Origin of the sequence: Halomonas litopenaei (assembly GCF_003045775.1) — a bacterium.
Lineage (GTDB): Bacteria > Pseudomonadota > Gammaproteobacteria > Pseudomonadales > Halomonadaceae > Halomonas > Halomonas litopenaei.
Genome location: NZ_PXNS01000013.1, coordinates 36282 through 52086, shown reverse-complemented (window position 1 = coordinate 52086; position 15805 = coordinate 36282). Strand labels below are relative to the sequence as shown.

Annotated in this window: 16 protein-coding genes; 5 read left to right on the top strand and 11 right to left on the bottom strand. The window is 66.2% G+C overall.

What is annotated here, in order from left to right; translation table 11 throughout:
- The first annotated feature begins 23 nt into the window (after positions 1 to 23).
- On the top strand, positions 24 to 941 hold the full coding sequence (locus tag C6W88_RS17930; protein ID WP_108133457.1) for a LysR substrate-binding domain-containing protein: 918 nt from the start codon (positions 24 to 26) through the stop codon (positions 939 to 941).
- Between the two features lie 65 nt (positions 942 to 1006).
- Here C6W88_RS17930 and C6W88_RS17925 read toward each other — a convergent pair whose 3' ends face one another.
- On the bottom strand, positions 1007 to 1891 hold the full coding sequence (locus C6W88_RS17925) for a LysR family transcriptional regulator (RefSeq protein WP_045993670.1): 885 nt from the start codon (positions 1889 to 1891) through the stop codon (positions 1007 to 1009).
- Between the two features lie 177 nt (positions 1892 to 2068).
- Between C6W88_RS17925 and C6W88_RS17920 the strand changes: the two genes are divergently transcribed.
- From C6W88_RS17920 to C6W88_RS17905, 4 genes are all read left to right on the top strand, one after another.
- The gene (locus C6W88_RS17920) at positions 2069 to 3250 is read left to right on the top strand and encodes an MFS transporter (RefSeq protein WP_108133456.1); all 1182 of its coding nucleotides are present in this window, start codon (positions 2069 to 2071) and stop codon (positions 3248 to 3250) included.
- A gap of 230 nt (positions 3251 to 3480) precedes the next feature.
- The gene (gene dkgB, locus C6W88_RS17915; protein WP_108133455.1) at positions 3481 to 4290 is read left to right on the top strand and encodes a 2,5-didehydrogluconate reductase DkgB; all 810 of its coding nucleotides are present in this window, start codon (positions 3481 to 3483) and stop codon (positions 4288 to 4290) included.
- 256 nt (positions 4291 to 4546) lie between these two features.
- Entirely contained in the window at positions 4547 to 5803 is a 1257-nt protein-coding gene (fmdA, locus tag C6W88_RS17910; RefSeq protein WP_108133454.1) for a formamidase, read from the top strand.
- Positions 5804 to 5817: 14 nt separating this feature from the next.
- Complete coding sequence (locus C6W88_RS17905; protein ID WP_045993676.1) at positions 5818 to 6150, top strand: zinc ribbon domain-containing protein; 333 nt, start codon at positions 5818 to 5820, stop codon at positions 6148 to 6150.
- A 99-nt stretch (positions 6151 to 6249) separates the two neighbouring features.
- On the opposite strand, the gene nhaC is transcribed toward C6W88_RS17905, so the two are convergent.
- The 10 genes from nhaC to phnH all read right to left on the bottom strand — a co-directional run bounded on the left by nhaC (position 6250) and on the right by phnH (position 15803).
- The gene (nhaC, locus tag C6W88_RS17900; protein ID WP_197037143.1) at positions 6250 to 7689 is read right to left on the bottom strand and encodes a Na+/H+ antiporter NhaC; all 1440 of its coding nucleotides are present in this window, start codon (positions 7687 to 7689) and stop codon (positions 6250 to 6252) included.
- Positions 7690 to 7936: 247 nt separating this feature from the next.
- The gene (locus tag C6W88_RS17895; RefSeq protein ID WP_108133453.1) at positions 7937 to 8680 is read right to left on the bottom strand and encodes a DapH/DapD/GlmU-related protein; all 744 of its coding nucleotides are present in this window, start codon (positions 8678 to 8680) and stop codon (positions 7937 to 7939) included.
- Positions 8681 to 8892: 212 nt separating this feature from the next.
- The gene (gene phnP, locus C6W88_RS17890) at positions 8893 to 9672 is read right to left on the bottom strand and encodes a phosphonate metabolism protein PhnP (protein ID WP_108133452.1); all 780 of its coding nucleotides are present in this window, start codon (positions 9670 to 9672) and stop codon (positions 8893 to 8895) included.
- Between the two features lie 119 nt (positions 9673 to 9791).
- Complete coding sequence (phnN, locus tag C6W88_RS17885; RefSeq protein WP_108133451.1) at positions 9792 to 10334, bottom strand: phosphonate metabolism protein/1,5-bisphosphokinase (PRPP-forming) PhnN; 543 nt, start codon at positions 10332 to 10334, stop codon at positions 9792 to 9794.
- Positions 10334 to 11479 carry an alpha-D-ribose 1-methylphosphonate 5-triphosphate diphosphatase gene (locus C6W88_RS17880; RefSeq protein WP_108133450.1) on the bottom strand — a complete coding sequence of 382 codons (1146 nt, stop codon included), beginning with the start codon at positions 11477 to 11479 and terminating at the stop codon, positions 10334 to 10336. Before C6W88_RS17880 ends, phnN begins: the two co-directional genes overlap by 1 nt.
- Positions 11476 to 12249 (bottom strand): phosphonate C-P lyase system protein PhnL, encoded by a 774-nt coding sequence (gene phnL, locus C6W88_RS17875; protein WP_108133449.1) that lies wholly within the window; start codon positions 12247 to 12249, stop codon positions 11476 to 11478. The genes C6W88_RS17880 and phnL overlap by 4 nt, the downstream gene beginning before the upstream one ends.
- A 23-nt stretch (positions 12250 to 12272) precedes the next feature.
- On the bottom strand, positions 12273 to 13094 hold the full coding sequence (gene phnK / locus C6W88_RS17870; protein ID WP_045994228.1) for a phosphonate C-P lyase system protein PhnK: 822 nt from the start codon (positions 13092 to 13094) through the stop codon (positions 12273 to 12275).
- Complete coding sequence (locus C6W88_RS17865; RefSeq protein WP_108133448.1) at positions 13091 to 13939, bottom strand: alpha-D-ribose 1-methylphosphonate 5-phosphate C-P-lyase PhnJ; 849 nt, start codon at positions 13937 to 13939, stop codon at positions 13091 to 13093. Before C6W88_RS17865 ends, phnK begins: the two co-directional genes overlap by 4 nt.
- On the bottom strand, positions 13936 to 15135 hold the full coding sequence (locus tag C6W88_RS17860) for a carbon-phosphorus lyase complex subunit (RefSeq protein WP_108133447.1): 1200 nt from the start codon (positions 15133 to 15135) through the stop codon (positions 13936 to 13938). The genes C6W88_RS17865 and C6W88_RS17860 overlap by 4 nt, the downstream gene beginning before the upstream one ends.
- On the bottom strand, positions 15135 to 15803 hold the full coding sequence (gene phnH, locus C6W88_RS17855; protein ID WP_108133544.1) for a phosphonate C-P lyase system protein PhnH: 669 nt from the start codon (positions 15801 to 15803) through the stop codon (positions 15135 to 15137). Before phnH ends, C6W88_RS17860 begins: the two co-directional genes overlap by 1 nt.
- Positions 15804 to 15805 lie beyond the last annotated feature (2 nt).

The following is a 15805-nucleotide window of genomic DNA, read 5'->3' as shown; positions in this document are numbered from 1 at the left end:
AGAAAGTATCAAAGGGCAACAATATGCTGGAGCTCAGACACTTTCGATACTTCATCGCCGTCGCAGAAGAGCTGCATTTTGGTCGGGCCGCAGAGCGGCTGTGCATGACCCAGCCGCCGCTGAGCATGCAGATACGTCAGTTGGAAGAAGACGTGGGCGTACCGCTGTTCGTTCGAGGGCACCGTCCCATCAAGCTCACTGCGGCCGGTGAAGTACTGCTAGAGCATGCCAGGGCGGTACTTTCCCAAGCCGATTCGGCTCTGCAGAAAGCACGTCTGACCGCCCGAGGCGAGGCGGGTCATCTCACTATCGCGGTTACCTCCGCATCCGTGCTTGGCCTGTTGCCACGGCTTATCGCGGCGTTCAAGCGGCGCTACCCGGCGGTAGAGCTGAACGTCCGAGAAATGGTGTCTCGGGATCAACTGGCTGCCCTGAGCCAATCCGACATCAATATTGGTCTGATCAGACCCCCCGCCGACCACCCGGATATTGACGTACAGACCATTCACGTCGAGCCCATTGTCGTGGCCATTCCTGCCAACCACCCACTAGCCGAACGGGACAGCATTCCCGTCAGCGCCATGAATCGAGTGCCCTTTATCAGTTTCGACAGCAGGGCAGCGTCCTATTTCAATCGCCTGGCACACGATCTTTTGGACGCCCGTGGGGTGAGGCCAGACGTCGTGCAGTCGGCGACCCAGTTGCACACCGTGGTCGCCCTGGTGTCGGCAGGACTGGGATTGGCGCTGGTTCCGCAGGCCGCTTCGCGTATTCAGTTCGAGGACGTGGTGCTAAGACCACTGGACATGGAGCCACCACCGATGGCCGAGCTATGTGTTGCCTGGAACACCCAGGACAAGAACCCCGCTGTCGGGACGTTTCTCGAACTCGCAAGGGAGAAATGGTCGCCAGCGGGGCCATCCGCGTCACCGGAGGGTTGAACCTTGAGATCAGACGCGGTCTGCGCCGGGAGGTCGTATCCTGATCGCTGCCCCAGGCCCTACCACTACAGCCGCAGCCTGGGCTGGATAACATCAAGAAACGCCTGAATGCGGGCAGACAGGGCGGTATTGCGGTAGTACACCGCCTGCACCAGTTCCCGGGGCCCGCCGTGGCGCATGGCGTCAGGCAGGATGACCTCGAGGCGTCCGCTGGCGATATCATCGCCCACCATGAAGTTCGAATGGCAGGCGATGCCCTCCCCGGCCAGGCACAGGTTTCGCATCACCTCGCCACTGGAGGTCGCAAGCGTGGGCGTGATCTCCTCGTCCAGGCCCTCCACCGGCCAGCGATTAAGCGCTGTCGGCGCGAGAAAGCCAATCAGCTGATGATCGGCCAGCTCCGCCACCGAGGCTGGCCGTCCGGCCCGCTCGAGATAGGCGGGGCTCGCCACCAGATACAGTCGCGAGCGCCCCAGCAACCGGGCATGCAGGGTGGAGTCCGCCAGGGCACCGATGCGAATGGCCACGTCGGCACGCTGCTCTAGCAGATTGATGATGCCGTCGCTGGCGGAGAGCTCCAGCTCGATACCGGGATAGCGACGACGGAATTCTCCCACCAGAGGTACCAGCTGGTGCAGCACGAAGGGGCTGGCGGCATCCACCCGCAGGCGCCCGCGGGGCTCGCCGCGTCCCAGCGCCAGCGACTCTTCGGCGGCGATCAAGCGCTCGAGCCCGACACGCACCTGCTCGATAAAGCGACAGCCTTCATCGGTCAGGGCGACGCTTCGCGTGGTGCGGTTCAACAGCGGCACCTCGAGGCGCTGTTCCAGGCGCTGCACCGCCCGGGAGACCCGCGCCACCGGGACGTCCAGGCGCGACGCAGCGGCGCTGAAGCCGCCGCTATCGACCACCGCCAGCAGCAGTTCCAGATCTTCTGAGCGGGTCTTCATCGTTGCGGTTCCTGTTCGGTTCGGCGCTGTTCAGTTCGTTTCTGTTTAGCGCGCAATTGTCTCGATAGCGACAAAGGTGTTTCTCGATTGGACGCGTTTATCGCAAAAGTCTCCTCCCCCAGACTCCGCGTCGTCAAGTCGTCTCCCGAGACGACGCCATCTCTACAGGAGAAACAGATGCCCATCGCGTTATTTGCGCTGACCCTCAGCGCCTTCGCCATCGGTACCACCGAGTTCGTCATCGTCGGACTGGTGCCCACCATCGCCCAGGACCTGGGCGTCAGCCTGCCCTCTGCGGGACTGCTGGTCAGCCTCTACGCTGCCGGTGTCGCGGTAGGGGCGCCGGTACTGACCGCCCTGACCGGCCGTTTCAATCGCAAGTGGGTCCTGCTCGGCCTGATGATGCTGTTCATCGCCGGCAATCTACTGGCCTGGCAGGCCCCCGGGTATGGTTCGCTGATCACCGCCCGCATACTGACCGGCCTCGCCCACGGCGTGTTCTTCTCGATCGGCTCCACCATTGCCACCAGCCTGGTCGCCAAGGACAAGGAAGCCAGCGCCATCGCCATCATGTTCACCGGCCTGACCGTGGCGCTGGTCACCGGCGTGCCGCTGGGCACCTGGATCGGCCAGACCTTCGGCTGGCGCGCGACCTTCCTGGTGGTCTCGGCGCTCGGCCTGCTCGCCCTGATCGGCAGCGCCCTGCTGATTCCTGGCAACCTCAAGCGCTCGGCTCCGGCGACGCTGGGTCAGCAACTCAAGGTACTGACACATCCGCGACTGCTGCTGGTCTACGCCATCACCATCCTGGGCTACGGCGGCACCTTCACCGCCTTCACCTTCCTCGCCCCGATCCTCGAGCAGACCACCGGCTTCGCGCCGTCCATGGTCAGCCTGATCATGCTGGTCTACGGCGCCTCGGTGGCCATCGGTAACCTTTATGGCGGCAGGCTGGCCGACCGTCTCGGCCCCATCCCCGCCCTGACCCTGATCTTTGCCGGACTCGTCGCCATCCTGCTGGTGCTCAGCGCCAGCGCCGTCCACCCGATTGCGGCAGTGCTGACGATCCTGGTGTGGGGCGCCTTCGCCTTCGGTAACGTGCCGGGGCTGCAGGTCTACGTGGTCAAGCTGGCCGAACGCTATGTGCCCGAAGCGGTGGACGTGGCCTCAGGGCTCAATATCGCTGCCTTCAATATCGGCATCGCGCTGGGCTCGGTGGTCGGAGGCCAGGTGGTCACGCACCTCGCGCTGACCGACACCGCCTGGATCGGCGCCATCATCGTGCTGGCGGCGCTGGTGCTGACCCGGCTGTCCGGCAGGCTCGATCAGCGTCGCGCCGCTCGCCTGGCCAGCGCCTGAAGTCCGCGACCCGCGTCCCGCGACAGCCACCGAGCGAACAGGAGAGCCTCGTGGCTGTCGCATCATTGCTTCGCCTGCTAAATTTTTGTGACGAACCCTTGAAGTCGCAAGGGTCTCCCCGCATGTCATTAGCGACACATCGAAGCACGTATCGGCAAAACACCGGCCTGCCGGTGACAAAGGAATCCAGGGTCCCGCTGTGCGGGCCTCGCCACGACAATGGAGCCAAGATGTCTCAGCCTATCCCCAACCCCGGTCTCGGTACCTTTCGCCTGACGGGCGACACCCTGCGTCACGCGGTCACCACCGCGCTGAAGCTTGGCTATCGGCATATCGATACCGCCCAGTTCTACGGCAACGAAGCCGAGGTCGGCTCCGCCATCGAGGCGAGTTCGGTCCCCCGCAACGAGATCTTCCTGACCACCAAGGTGTGGTGGGATCGTCTGGATCCGGTATCACTCAAGGCAAGCGTCGAGGAGAGCCTGTCCAAGCTGGGCACCGGCTACGTCGACCTACTGCTGATTCACTGGCCGTCGCCGGACGATGAAGTCCCCATGCGCGACTACCTGACCGCCCTCAAGGAAGTGAAGGACGCCGGTAAGGCGCGCCACATTGGGGTGTCCAACTTCACCAAGGCGTACATCGATCAGGCGGTGGATATCCTCGGCAAGGGCGAGATCCTGACCAACCAGATCGAGGTCCACCCCTTCCTGCAGAACCGTGAACTGATCGCCCACTGCGAACGCCACGGCATCATCCCCACCGCCTTCATGCCGCTGGCCGTGGGCAAGGTGCTCGAGGACGAGACGCTCAAGGCCATCGCCGAGAAGCATGGCGCCAATCCGGCCCAAGTCGCCATCGCCTGGCTCAACCAGCTCGGTATCCCGACCTTCCCCTCCTCGACCAAGGAGCAGAACCTCAAGAGCAATCTCGAGGCGCTGAAGCTCGAGCTGTCCCAGGAGGACATGGACGCCATCGCCAAGCTGGACCGGGGCGAGCGGGTCGCCAGCCCCGATTTCGCACCGAAGTGGGATCAGTAGACCGGCAGACCGACGCTGCCATCACTGATCTCTTGACGGGCTGATCGTCGATCAGACCTGACCAAAGGCGCCACCTGCGGTTCACCGCCGGTGGCGCTTTTTTTCGCTTCTTGCGTCAGGTGTCTTGGCACACGGTCTGACAATCTAGGCATCACCTGGCCCACCTCATGGTGAGTCGAGCAAATGTTTCCGATAGTGAAGCAACGGGTCGACCACGGGGTCACTCGTTTATCGTCTTCACGGGAGCACGCGCATCATGGCCGATACTCTTATCAAGATCGATCTGCACCAATCCCCCTACGACAACGCCCAGGTGCACAACCGCTGGCATCCGGACATCCCCATGGCCGCCATGGTCAAGCCTGGCGACGACTTCATCATCGAGTGTCACGACTGGACCGGAGGGCAGATCCACAACGACGACAGCGCCGAGGACGTGCGCGACGTGGACCTTTCCCAAGTGCACTTTCTGTCGGGTCCGGTGGGCGTCGAAGGGGCCGAGCCCGGCGACCTGCTGGTGGTCGACATCCTCGACATCGGTGCCTTTGGCGACAGCCAGTGGGGCTTCAACGGCTTCTTCTCCAAGCAGAACGGCGGCGGCTTCCTGACCGAGCACTTCCCCCAGGCCCAGAAGTCGATCTGGGACTTCAACGGGATGATGACCTCTTCTCGCCACATTCCTGGCGTCGAGTTCGCCGGACTCATCCATCCCGGCCTGATCGGCACCCTGCCGTCCCGGCCCCTGCTCGAGGAGTGGAACCGACGCGAAAAGACGCTCTACGACAGCGACCCTGACCGTGTGCCGGGCCTGGTCAACCTGCCCTACGCCGACACCGCCCATATGGGAAAGCTAAACGGTGATGCCCGCGACCGCGCCGCCGCCGAGGGTGCCCGCACGGTGCCGCCACGCGAGCACGGCGGCAACTGCGATATCAAGGACCTGTCTCGCGGCTCGACGGTGTACTTCCCGGTCTACGTCAAGGATGCGGGTCTGTCGGTGGGCGACCTGCACTTCAGCCAGGGTGATGGAGAAATCACCTTCTGCGGCGCCATTGAGATGGCCGGCTGGATCCACCTGAGGGTCAAGCTGATCAAGGACGGCATGGCCAAGTACGGCATCAAGAACCCCATCTTCAAGCCGTCGAAGATCGCTCCGCGCTACGACGACTACCTGATCTTCGAGGGAATCTCCGTCGACGAGCAGGGCAAGCAGCACTACCTCGACGTTCACATCGCCTACCGTCAGGCCTGCCTCAACGCAATCGAATACCTGACCAAGTTCGGCTACAGCCGCTCCCAGGCCTATTCGCTGCTCGGCTGCGCGCCGGCCCAGGGTCACATCAGCGGCGTGGTGGACGTGCCCAACGCCTGCGCCACGCTCTGGCTACCCACCGATATCTTCGACTTCGACATCAAGCCCGGTGCCGATGGCCCGACCAAGCAGGTCGACGGCAAAGACCTGCCGCTGGCGCCCGACAAGGCCACGGACCAGACATCGGACAAGGACCATTGAGGAGGAGCTGACAGATGCCCGTCTACGACTACAAGTGCCCTGCGCACGGTCTGTTTCATGAACTGGTCGCGATGGATGCCAGCGGCGATACCCAGCCCTGCCCAGAGTGCGGCGACCTGGCACCAAGGGTGTTGCTGGTGTCACCGGGGCTGCTCGACATGGCGCCGGAGCGTCGTCAGGCCATGGACAGAAATGAACGCGCGGCCCATGAGCCACGCCACGGCAACCACGCAAGCGAGCAGGACGGCGGCTGCCGGCATCGACCGCGCGACAAGCCCAGGCTGTTCTACACCGCCGACGGTCACAAGACCTTTCCGTCTGCGCGCCCCTGGATGATCAGCCACTGATCCTTGATGTGCCGGCGGCAATGGAGGCGGTCACTGGATAAACCCGTCCCGCCTCCCCTCTCGCCGGGCGGCCGCGCCACCGCCCCCTTGGCGCTGTCTTCAATCCTTGGCGCCTGGTACCGCTGGCGTGGCGTCATCCTCGGGTGCTGCCAACGGCTTGATCGTCCAGCCGGTGTAGCCGTAGAGCACGGTGACCAGCGGCGACAGCCAGCAGAAGAAGTTGAACGGCAGATAGGCAATCGTCGCGACCCCCAGCGTCGCCGCCTGGTAGGCGCCGCCGGAGTTCCAGGGCACCAGATTGGCGGTGACGGTGGCCGAATCCTCCACCGCCCGGGACAGGTTCTCCGGCGCCAGTCCCCGCTCTCGGTAGGCCTCGGCGTAGGTGCGTGCGCCCATGACGATGGCCATGTACTGATCGCACAGCACCACATTGGCGCCGATCGACGTCAGCACCGTGGACAGGATCAGCGAGCCCCGGGTCCTTGCCGCCTTCAGAATGGTCTCGGCGATGGTCCTGAGCTGCTGGGTGCGCTCCATGACCCCGCCGAACATCATCGCCACGATGACCAGACTGATGGTGTAGAACATCGAGTTCAGGCCGCCGCGGCTAAGCAGGCTGTCCACCGCCTCGACACCGGTATCGGAGGTCACGCCACCAAAGGCCACCTGCATCAGTTCAGCGTAGTCGGCCCCCTGCATGCCCAGTGCACAGAGTCCACCGGCGATGACCCCCAGGGTGATGCCGGGTATCGCCGGCAGACGCTTGTAGGACACGAACAGCACCAGCAAGGGCGGCAGCAGCAGCACCGGGTTGATGACATAGTGCGCCGCCAGGGTCTGCTGCATCACCTCGACCCGCTCGAGCCCGCCGGACGTGCCCGAGTAGTAAAGACTCAGCGCCATCTCGATCACCAGGGTCAGGCCAATGCTGACCCCGGTGGTGTAGGACATATGCTTGATATGGGTGAACAGGTCGGTACCGGCCATGGCCGGCGCCAGGTTGGTGGTATCCGACAGAGGCGACATCTTGTCGCCGAAGTAGGCCCCGGACAGCACCGCCCCGGCCACCAGCGGCAGTGGAATCCCCAGCGAACCGCCGATCCCCATCAGCGCCACCCCCAGGGTGCCGGAGGTGCCCCAGCTCGACCCGGTCGCCAGCGATGAGATGGCGCAGATGACCACCGCCGCCGGCAGGAAGATCGTCGGCGACAGCAGCTTGAGGCCATAGGAGATCAGCGTCGGCACCACCCCGGCCTGAATCCACACCCCGATCAGCACCCCCACCACCATCAGGATGATCAGCGCCGGCAGGGCGTTGTGGATACCTCGCACCATGCCTTCCTGGATATCGTCCCAGCGGTAGCCGCAGCGCAACGCCACCAGGCTTGCCACGATCACCCCCAGCAACATGGGAATCTGCGGATCGAGGCCGTAGACGACGATGGACACGCCGATGCCGACCACCAGGGCGATCAGCGATACCAGCGCCTCCGTCAGGGTCGGGGGGCGCTGCACTGGGGAAAAGAGGCGGTGGATCAAAAGGGGCACTCCTGAGCAGGGTCGGTCGCCGACAGAGCCGGAGAGAATCTGCGAGCCCTGGCCACTGCTCGAGCGCTCCCCCCGACGATTCAGGAAAGCTAGGCGGCGATTCACAACGCTGCCATCAAAGCGTCATCAATCGTTTCAATTCAGCAAAGTCGCTGGCGTATGTCGGCGCCCTATAACGTCAATGTCCAACCGACTAGGGGTCATGAAGCCTCCCCCACACCGCCAGCCCCTCTTGTCCCTAACTGGATGTCCCCCGCTCCGCCTCGGCCAGAAAGTCCTCGACGTTGCCTTGAAAGCCCTTCAGATGGGCCTTGATACGCTCGTCCGACCAGTCCCACCAGGCCAGTCGTTCGAGCCGTTCGGCGATGGCGGGATCATCGAAGCGTGGCCTGAGCACCCGGGCGGGGTTGCCCACCACGATGTGGTAGGCCGGCACGTCTCTGGTCACCACGCTGCCGGCGCCGACGATGGCGCCGTGACCGATGGTCACGCCGGGCAGCACGATGGCGCCGTGGCCGATCCAGACGTCGTGGCCGATGACCACCCGATCGGCCTCGCGCCAGGCGAATACCTCGCCGTCGAGGGCCTCGTCGCTGAAACCGAACTTGCCGGGGCGATAGCTGAAGTGATGCAGGGTCGGCCGCCACCAGGGGTGGTTGCTCGGATTGATGCGCACGCTGGCGGCGATGGAGGTGAACTTGCCGATGGTAGCGAACATGACGTCGCCGTCACGCTCGATATAGCTGTAGTCGCCGAGACTGACATGGTTGAACACGCAGCGACTGCCGACCTCGGTGAAGCGCCCAAGCTCACTGTGGTGCAGGCGAGCGTCGGCGGCGACGTTGGGCCGCTCGGACAGACGCGGGGACGTCGGCTGGTCCAGCGCGCTGGATGAGTCTCTGGATGAGCCACTGGGCGAGCCACTGGGCGATTCACAAGATAAGGAGCCGTCAGACACAGACGGCGTGGGGATATCGGACATGATCAGGGGGGCTCTCGCAGATAAGTCAGCATGAAGGAAGCCAAGGCCGCAACTGGAGCAGCGCCTTGCCTGGGCTTAGTACGAACAGCCGGCGAGCGATGGTTAGACAAGGCAAAAATCGGTGAGACAGCGCAGTTTACGAGGTGTAAATGAGCACGTTGATCCGATTTTTAACGCCGTATTACCGAGCGCAGACACTTTTCATGCAAGCCCTAGCAGACGGCGTCCAGGCGATCCCAGTCCTCCAGCGTCTCGCCGTCCCGGGCGATGCGCACCTTGGGCGGCAAGGGGGTCGGCTGGTCCAGGCGCTCGGCGTCCAGTTCATGGCTGATGTGGGTGAGATAGGCCCGGGGCGGGTCGAGTCGGGTGATGATCTCCAGCGCCTGAGTGATGCTGTTGTGGTTGCGCGTCTCGAGCTGGCTGGCCGGGTGGCAGGCGTCGAGCACGACGACGTCGGCGTCCCACTGGCGCAGAAAACGCTCGGTGGCGCCGGGCAGACCCTGGGTGTCGGTCAGGTAGGCCAGGCGGGTGCCGCCATCATCCAGGCAGTAACCGAGGGTCGGCTTGCTGTGATTGAGCGGCACCGGGGTCACCGTCAGCCCATCGAAGTCCAGCGGCTTGAACGGCTTGAGCCCCGGCTGGAAGTCGAGGATGCCGCTGTTGCGATAGAGATCGGCGCAGCCGCTGGGATCCTTGGGACCGTAGACCGGGATCGACGTGCCGGTCCCCCAGCGCAGGTGAAACAGCCCCTGCACATGGTCGGCGTGGTAGTGGGTGACGAAGAAGGCGGCGGGACGCTCCAGCTCGCAGCTATGGGCCAGGTCCATGCGCCCGGCGTCGAGCAGGTAGCGCCGGCCGTCCACGCTCAGCTCGGCGCAGCAGGGGCCACGCTGATGGCTGGTGAACACCCTGGCCCGAGTGCAGGCGCGACAGTCGCAGCCGAAGCGAGGCACCTGGGCGCTGTCTCCGGTGCCGTTGAAGCGAAACTCCATGGAAGTCTCCGAGCTGAAGCAAGAGGCACAAGCCGCTTGCGCTGATGAGGTGGTACGCACTGCCGCTGTAGTCGACGATCGACACAAGGCCGGCGCCGACAGACTCGACGCCGGCTCCGTCAGAGGCGGGAGGCGATGATCGCCTCCAGCGCCCGGACGCTCTCGTCCAGGCTGCCACCGTTGTCGACGCGATCCAGCGCCGGATGGCAGCGCTCGAGTTCGGCCTCCACCTCGGCGTGGCGCGCAAGGCGCGCCTCGATCTGATCGTCGCTCTCGCGCCCGCGCCTGGCGAGCCGCTCACGCAGCACCTCGGGCGGGGCGGTCACCACCACCGGTTTGAGGCGCTCGCCGAAGCGCGCACGGGCGGCCGCCAGCTCGCGACGACTGCCGTTGAGCAGCACCGTGACCCCCGCCGCGAGCCAGGCCTCCACCTCGATGCCGACGCCGTAGTGAAGCCCGTGGGCGACCCAGTCAAGGCAGAACAGGCCGCGTGCCCGCCGGGCATCGAACTCGGCCGGCGACAGCGCCACCGAGTCCTCGCCGACGCCGCTTGGCCGGGTGATGTAGCGGTGCGCCACCAGCAGGTCCGGGCGCCGCTTTCGCACGGCGTCGAGCAGGCTGTCCTTGCCCACGCCGCTGGCGCCGATCAGGTAGACCAGCATCAGTGCACCTGCCTGCCCGCGCACCACACGCGCTGGACCAGCGGATGGCCATCGACCTCGCGCACCCGCACCAGGTCGGCGCGCAGCCCCTGAGCGATGCGTCCGCGATCGTCCAGGCCCACGGCCTCGGCCGGCCTACGCGAGGCCGTGGCCACCGCGCGAGGCAGGTCGTAGCCGTCCTCCATGGCGGCGATACGGAATACCGCGTCGAGCAGCGCCGCCGGGTAGTAGTCGGAGGACAGGATGTCGAGCACGCCCAGGCGCACCAGCTCGGCCGCGGCGATATTGCCGGAGTGGGAGCCGCCGCGGACCACATTGGGGGCGCCCATCATCACCGCCATGCCGTGACGATGGGAGGCCTCGGCGGCCTCCCGGGTGGTGGGAAACTCCGCTACCCGGGTGCCGTACTCGAGGCTTTCCGCCACGTGGGCGACGGTGGCGTCGTCGTGGCTGGCCAGGGCCAGGCCGCGCTCGCTGCACAGCTCGGCGATGGCGCGACGGTGGGCGCTGGAATAGGCGGCGCTGTTGGCCAGCTGCTTCTCGATAAAGGCCTCGAGGCTGGCATCGTCCAGGCCGTACTTGCCCTGGTAGTAGACCCGGTAGGCGTCGAGGCTGGCGAACTGGCGCTGGCCCGGCGAGTGATCCATCAGCGACACCAGCCCCAGCAGCGGCGAGTCCATGAAGCTCTTGAAACGCGCCAGGGTATCCGGGTGGCACACCTCGCAGCGCAGGTGCAGACGGTGGTCGACCCGGGCCATGCCGTTGTCGTTGATATCAGCCAGCGAGGAGACCATCTCGTCGAGGGCCCCGTGGCGCATGCTCTGCTCGTCGACGTCACCGATCGACACCGCGTCGAACACCGTGGTGATGCCGCTGGCGGCCATCTGGGCGTCGTGGGCCAGCGCCGCCTGGCGGCCCGGCCAGGACACCTTGGGCCTTGGCTGGAAGTACTTTTCCATATTGTCGGTGTGCAGCTCGATCATGCCGGGCATCAGGATATCGCCCTGGCAGTCGGTCACCCCCGGGAGCGACACCGGGCCACGTTCCAGCGCCTTGATCACGCCGTCCTTGATCACCAGGCTGCCGTGCACCACCTCGTCGTCGAGCACCAGCCTGGCGTTGGTCAGAATCTGATCCTGGTTCATGAAAGGGACTCCCCGGAGTCGGTCTGACGAAATGAGGTATGGTCTGACGCGGTGCGGTCAGCGTCGGTGCCACCAAGCAGCATATGCCCTTCCAGCTCAAGCAGGCGATCGGCGACCCGCTCGCGCACCTCCTCGTCGTGGAAGATGCCGAGCATGGCGGTGCCACGGGCCTTGGCCTCCTCGATCAACTGCACCACCACCTCGCGGTTGGCGGCGTCCAGCGACGCCGTGGGCTCGTCGAGCAGCAACAGCGGGTGCTCGGCGATAAAGCCACGGGCGATATTGACCCGCTGCTGCTCACCGCCGGAGAAGGTGCCCGGCGCCAGCTCCCACAGTCGCTCGGGCAGGTTGAGCCGCGCCAGCAGGGCCTCGGCACGGGCGCGGGCCTCGGACACGTCACAGCCCCGAGCCAGCAGCGGCTCCATCACCACCTCCCGGGCCGAGACCCGGGGCACCACCCGCAGAAACTGGCTGACGTAGCCGATCACGTCGCGCCGCAGCAGGTGCCAGGCGTGGGCCGGCAGCGCCGACAGCTCGAGTTCGCCATCCTCGAAGTGCAGCGTCAGCTGCCCGCCGCTGACCCGGTAGTTGCCGTTGACCATCTTCAACAGGGTGCTCTTGCCGATGCCGCTGCGCCCGGCCAGCACCAGGCACTTGCCCGGCGACAGGGACAGATCGAGACCGCGCATCACCGGCAGCGCCTGGCCGCCCTGGGCGTGCAGCACGAAGGTCTTGTCGAGCCGCCGGGCGGTAAGAAAGGGGGACGTCATCTTGGACTCCTGAGAAAGCGAATTCATGGCGTCAGCACCGAGGACACCAGCAGCTGGGTGTAGGGATGCTGTGGATCGTCGAGGATCTGATCGGTCAGCCCGGCCTCCACCACCCTGCCCCGGCGCATCACCATCAGGCGGTGGGCCAGCAGCCTGGCCACCGCCAGGTCGTGGGTGACCAGGATCACCGACAGGCCGAGCTCCCGGGTCAGGGTGCGCAGCATGTCCAGAAGGCGCGCCTGGACCGAGACGTCGAGGCCGCCGGTGGGCTCGTCCATGAACACTAGCCTCGGCTGGGTCACCAGGGTGCGGGCGATCTGCAGGCGCTGCTGCATGCCGCCGGAAAAGGTCTGGGGGGCGTCGTCGATGCGCGCCGGGTCGAGCTCGACCCGGCCCATCCAGTCCTGGCCGGCGGCGCGCAGTTCGCCATAGTGACGCTGGCCCAGCGCCATCAGCCGCTCGCCGACGTTGGCCCCGGCGGAGACGCCCAGGCGCAGGCCATCCCGGGGGTTCTGGTGGACCAGGCCCCACTCCATGCGCAGCAGGGCGCGGCGGCGTGCCTCGCTGATGGCATAGAGATCGAGCGCTTCGTCCTTGCCGGGGGAGCCGCCGACCGAGCCGGCCTCCCCGGCGTGATAGACCACCTGACCGCGATCCGGCGCCTCGAGCCCGGAGAGCACCCGCAACAGGGTCGACTTGCCCGAGCCGGACTCGCCGACGATGCCCAGCACCTCGCCCTGGTGCAGGGTGAAGTCGATCTCCTCGCAGCCCTTGCCGGGGCCGTACAGGCGCTGGATGGCGCGGGCCTCGAGCAGGGCGGGACGTTCAAGCTGTGGGCGCTTCATGCCTTCTCCTCGCTGCGGGAGTTGCAGTAGTCGGTATCCGAGCACACGAACATGCGTGCGCCCTGATCATCGATGATGACCTCGTCCAGGTAGCTGTCGGTGGCCCCGCAGATGGCGCAGGGCTCGTCCCAGGCCTGGATCTCGAAGGGGTGATCCTCGAAGTCGAGGCTCTCCACCCGGGTGTGTGGCGGAATCGCGTAGAGGCGCTTCTCGCGGCCGGCGCCGAACAGCATCAGCGCCTCGCTCATATGCAGCTTGGGGTTGTCGAACTTGGGAATCGGCGAGGGGTCCATCACGTAGCGTCCGTCGACCTTCACCGGGTAGGCGTAGGTGGTGGCGATATGGCCGTGGTGGGCGATGTCCTCGTAGAGCTTGACGTGCATCACCCCGTACTCCTCGAGGGCGTGCATGACCCGGGTCTCCTCCTCGCTGGGCTCGATAAAGCGCAGCGGCTCGGGGATCGGCACCTGGAAGATCAGGATCTGGTCGGCGCGCAGGGTCTTCTCGGGAATCCGGTGACGGGTCTGGATCACGCTGGCCTGTGCCGTGGCGGTGGTGGTCTCGACCCCGGCGACGCGCTCGAAGAAGGCGCGGATGCTGACCGCGTTGGTGGTGTCGTCGGCGCCCTGGTCGATCACCTTGAGGGTGTCGTCGGCGCCCAGCACGCTGGCGGTCAACTGCATGCCGCCGGTGCCCCAGCCGTAGGGCATCGGCATCTCGCGCCCGCCGAAGGGCACCTGGTAGCCGGGGATCGCCACCGCCTTGAGCAGGGCGCGACGGATCATGCGCTTGGTCTGCTCGTCCAGGTAGGCGAAGTTGTAGCCGCTGTCGATGGCGGTGTTCATCGGACGTTCTCCTGGACGTTCTTGGCCTGGGTCTTTTCGGGATCGGCCTTGTCGCCATCGCCTGGTGCAGGACGTGCGCTGGCGGCTTGGGTGTCGGACACGGCCTCGGCCGTGGCGGCGGTACGCTCGGCGTGCTCTCGACGCAGGCGGCGAATCAGCTCAAGCTCCGACTGGAAGTCGACGTAGTGCGGCAGCTTCAGGTGCGAGACAAAGCCCGAGGCCTCGACGCTGTCGGCGTGGGCCAGCACGAACTCGGCCTGCTGGGCCGGGCTCTGGATCGGCTCGCCAAGCTCCTCGGCGCGCAGGGCGCGGTCGACCAGCGCCATGGCCATGGTCTTGCGCTCGTTGCGGCCGAAGGCCAGGCCGTAGCCCCGGGTGAACTGGGGGGCGGTGTCACCGCTGCCGGCGAACTGGTTGATCATCTGGCACTCGCTCATGGCGATCTCGCCGACGCACACCGGCCCGTCGAAGCCCTCGACCTCGATCTCGACCTCCACCGCACCCTGGCGAATCTCGCCGGCGAAGGGGTGGTTGCGCCCGTAGCCCCGTTGGGTCGAATAGCCCAGCGCCAGCAGGTAGCCCTCGTCGCCACGCGCCAGCATCTGCAGCCGGGTGGCGCGATCCACCGGAAAGTCGGGGGGATCGCGGGTGATGTCGTAGGGCTCGCTGCCGTCGTCCTCTTCCCGCTCGATCAGGCCTTCATGGTTGAGACAGTCAAGGATCTGGGGGCAGGCCTCGAGACCTTCCTCGGCACCCTGCGGCGCTGGTGTATCGGTCTCGACCTCCACGCCGGCCAGCAGCATGAAGTCGAGCAGCCGGTGGGTGTAGTCGTAGGTCGGGCCCAGCACCTGGCCGCCGGGCACGTCCTTGAAGGTGGCGCTGATGCGACGCTCGATGCGCATGGCGCCGGTATCCACCGGCAGCGTCTCGGCCAGCCTCGGCAAGGTCGTGCGATAGGCGCGCAGCAGAAACACCGCCTCGACGGTGTCGCCGCTGGCCTGCTTGAGCGCCAGGGCGGCGAGCTCGGGATCGTACAGCGAGGCCTCGGCCATCACCCGGTCCACCGCCAGCCCCAGCTGCTGCTGGACCTGGGACACCTCGAGTTCGCGCTGGTCGCGCGCTCCACGACGACGATCGGCCATCCAGCGATGGGCGTTGGCGATGGCCTTCTCGCCTCCTTTCACGGCGACATACATCAGGCGGTCTCCTCTTGATGTTCGGCGTCATCGGTGGCGGCCAATCCAGGTCCGGCCAGGCGGGTGCTGCGGGCGATGGCAGTGAGTCGCATCTCGCTGCTGATAAAGGCGTCCAGTCCCCGGGGGAAGTGGGCACGATTGGCGGCGAGCACACGCATCAACGGCAGCGCGCGCTCGGCGTTACCCAGCGCAAGGCCGCGCTCACCGGGTACCCCGGGGCCGGACAGCCACCAGTCATCGCCCTGCGCCAGCGCCTCGACCATCACGATCAGGGTGGTGCTGCGATCGGGCCAGGCGTCCGAGCCCAGCGCGAAGCCGTCCTCGCGGGACAGGGTGTCAGGGGTCACCAGGGCGAAATCGGCCTGGGCCGGGTCGTCGGTCAGTCGCGCCCCGGTGTGGAAGGCCAGGGCGGCGGCGAGGTTGGCGCGCGCAAGCCCCTGGTCCACCCACACCCGGGTATCGAGGTCGCACAGCGCCAGCAGCGCACCCCAGGCGGCGGGCGAGATCGCCGCGCCGGTCGGCAGCTCCGGCAAGACAAGCTCGGTCAGGGTGCCGGGCTCGGACATGGCGCCGAGCAGCTGACGAAACAGCCGCTGGCTGTCGTGAACGGGATCGGCGAGTCCCGGCCAGTCGTGGGGCCGGACGGCCTCGGAGGTCTGCTGAGTCATGT

Bases quoted from the DNA above. Each gene is read 5' to 3' on its own strand.
- C6W88_RS17865 (WP_108133448.1), bottom strand. From the start codon at position 13,939: ATGAACACCGCCATCGACAGCGGCTACAACTTCGCCTACCTGGACGAG.
- dkgB (WP_108133455.1), top strand. From the start codon at position 3,481: ATGTCTCAGCCTATCCCCAACCCCGGTCTCGGTACCTTTCGCCTGACG.
- phnN (WP_108133451.1), bottom strand. From the start codon at position 10,334: ATGCTGGTCTACCTGATCGGCGCCAGCGGCGTGGGCAAGGACAGCCTG.
- C6W88_RS17930 (WP_108133457.1), top strand. From the start codon at position 24: ATGCTGGAGCTCAGACACTTTCGATACTTCATCGCCGTCGCAGAAGAG.
- phnL (WP_108133449.1), bottom strand. From the start codon at position 12,249: ATGACGTCCCCCTTTCTTACCGCCCGGCGGCTCGACAAGACCTTCGTG.
- C6W88_RS17895 (WP_108133453.1), bottom strand. From the start codon at position 8,680: ATGTCCGATATCCCCACGCCGTCTGTGTCTGACGGCTCCTTATCTTGT.
- C6W88_RS17860 (WP_108133447.1), bottom strand. From the start codon at position 15,135: ATGTATGTCGCCGTGAAAGGAGGCGAGAAGGCCATCGCCAACGCCCAT.
- phnK (WP_045994228.1), bottom strand. From the start codon at position 13,094: ATGAAGCGCCCACAGCTTGAACGTCCCGCCCTGCTCGAGGCCCGCGCC.
- phnH (WP_108133544.1), bottom strand. From the start codon at position 15,803: ATGACTCAGCAGACCTCCGAGGCCGTCCGGCCCCACGACTGGCCGGGA.
- C6W88_RS17880 (WP_108133450.1), bottom strand. From the start codon at position 11,479: ATGAACCAGGATCAGATTCTGACCAACGCCAGGCTGGTGCTCGACGAC.
- fmdA (WP_108133454.1), top strand. From the start codon at position 4,547: ATGGCCGATACTCTTATCAAGATCGATCTGCACCAATCCCCCTACGAC.
- phnP (WP_108133452.1), bottom strand. From the start codon at position 9,672: ATGGAGTTTCGCTTCAACGGCACCGGAGACAGCGCCCAGGTGCCTCGC.
- C6W88_RS17925 (WP_045993670.1), bottom strand. From the start codon at position 1,891: ATGAAGACCCGCTCAGAAGATCTGGAACTGCTGCTGGCGGTGGTCGAT.
- C6W88_RS17905 (WP_045993676.1), top strand. From the start codon at position 5,818: ATGCCCGTCTACGACTACAAGTGCCCTGCGCACGGTCTGTTTCATGAA.
- C6W88_RS17920 (WP_108133456.1), top strand. From the start codon at position 2,069: ATGCCCATCGCGTTATTTGCGCTGACCCTCAGCGCCTTCGCCATCGGT.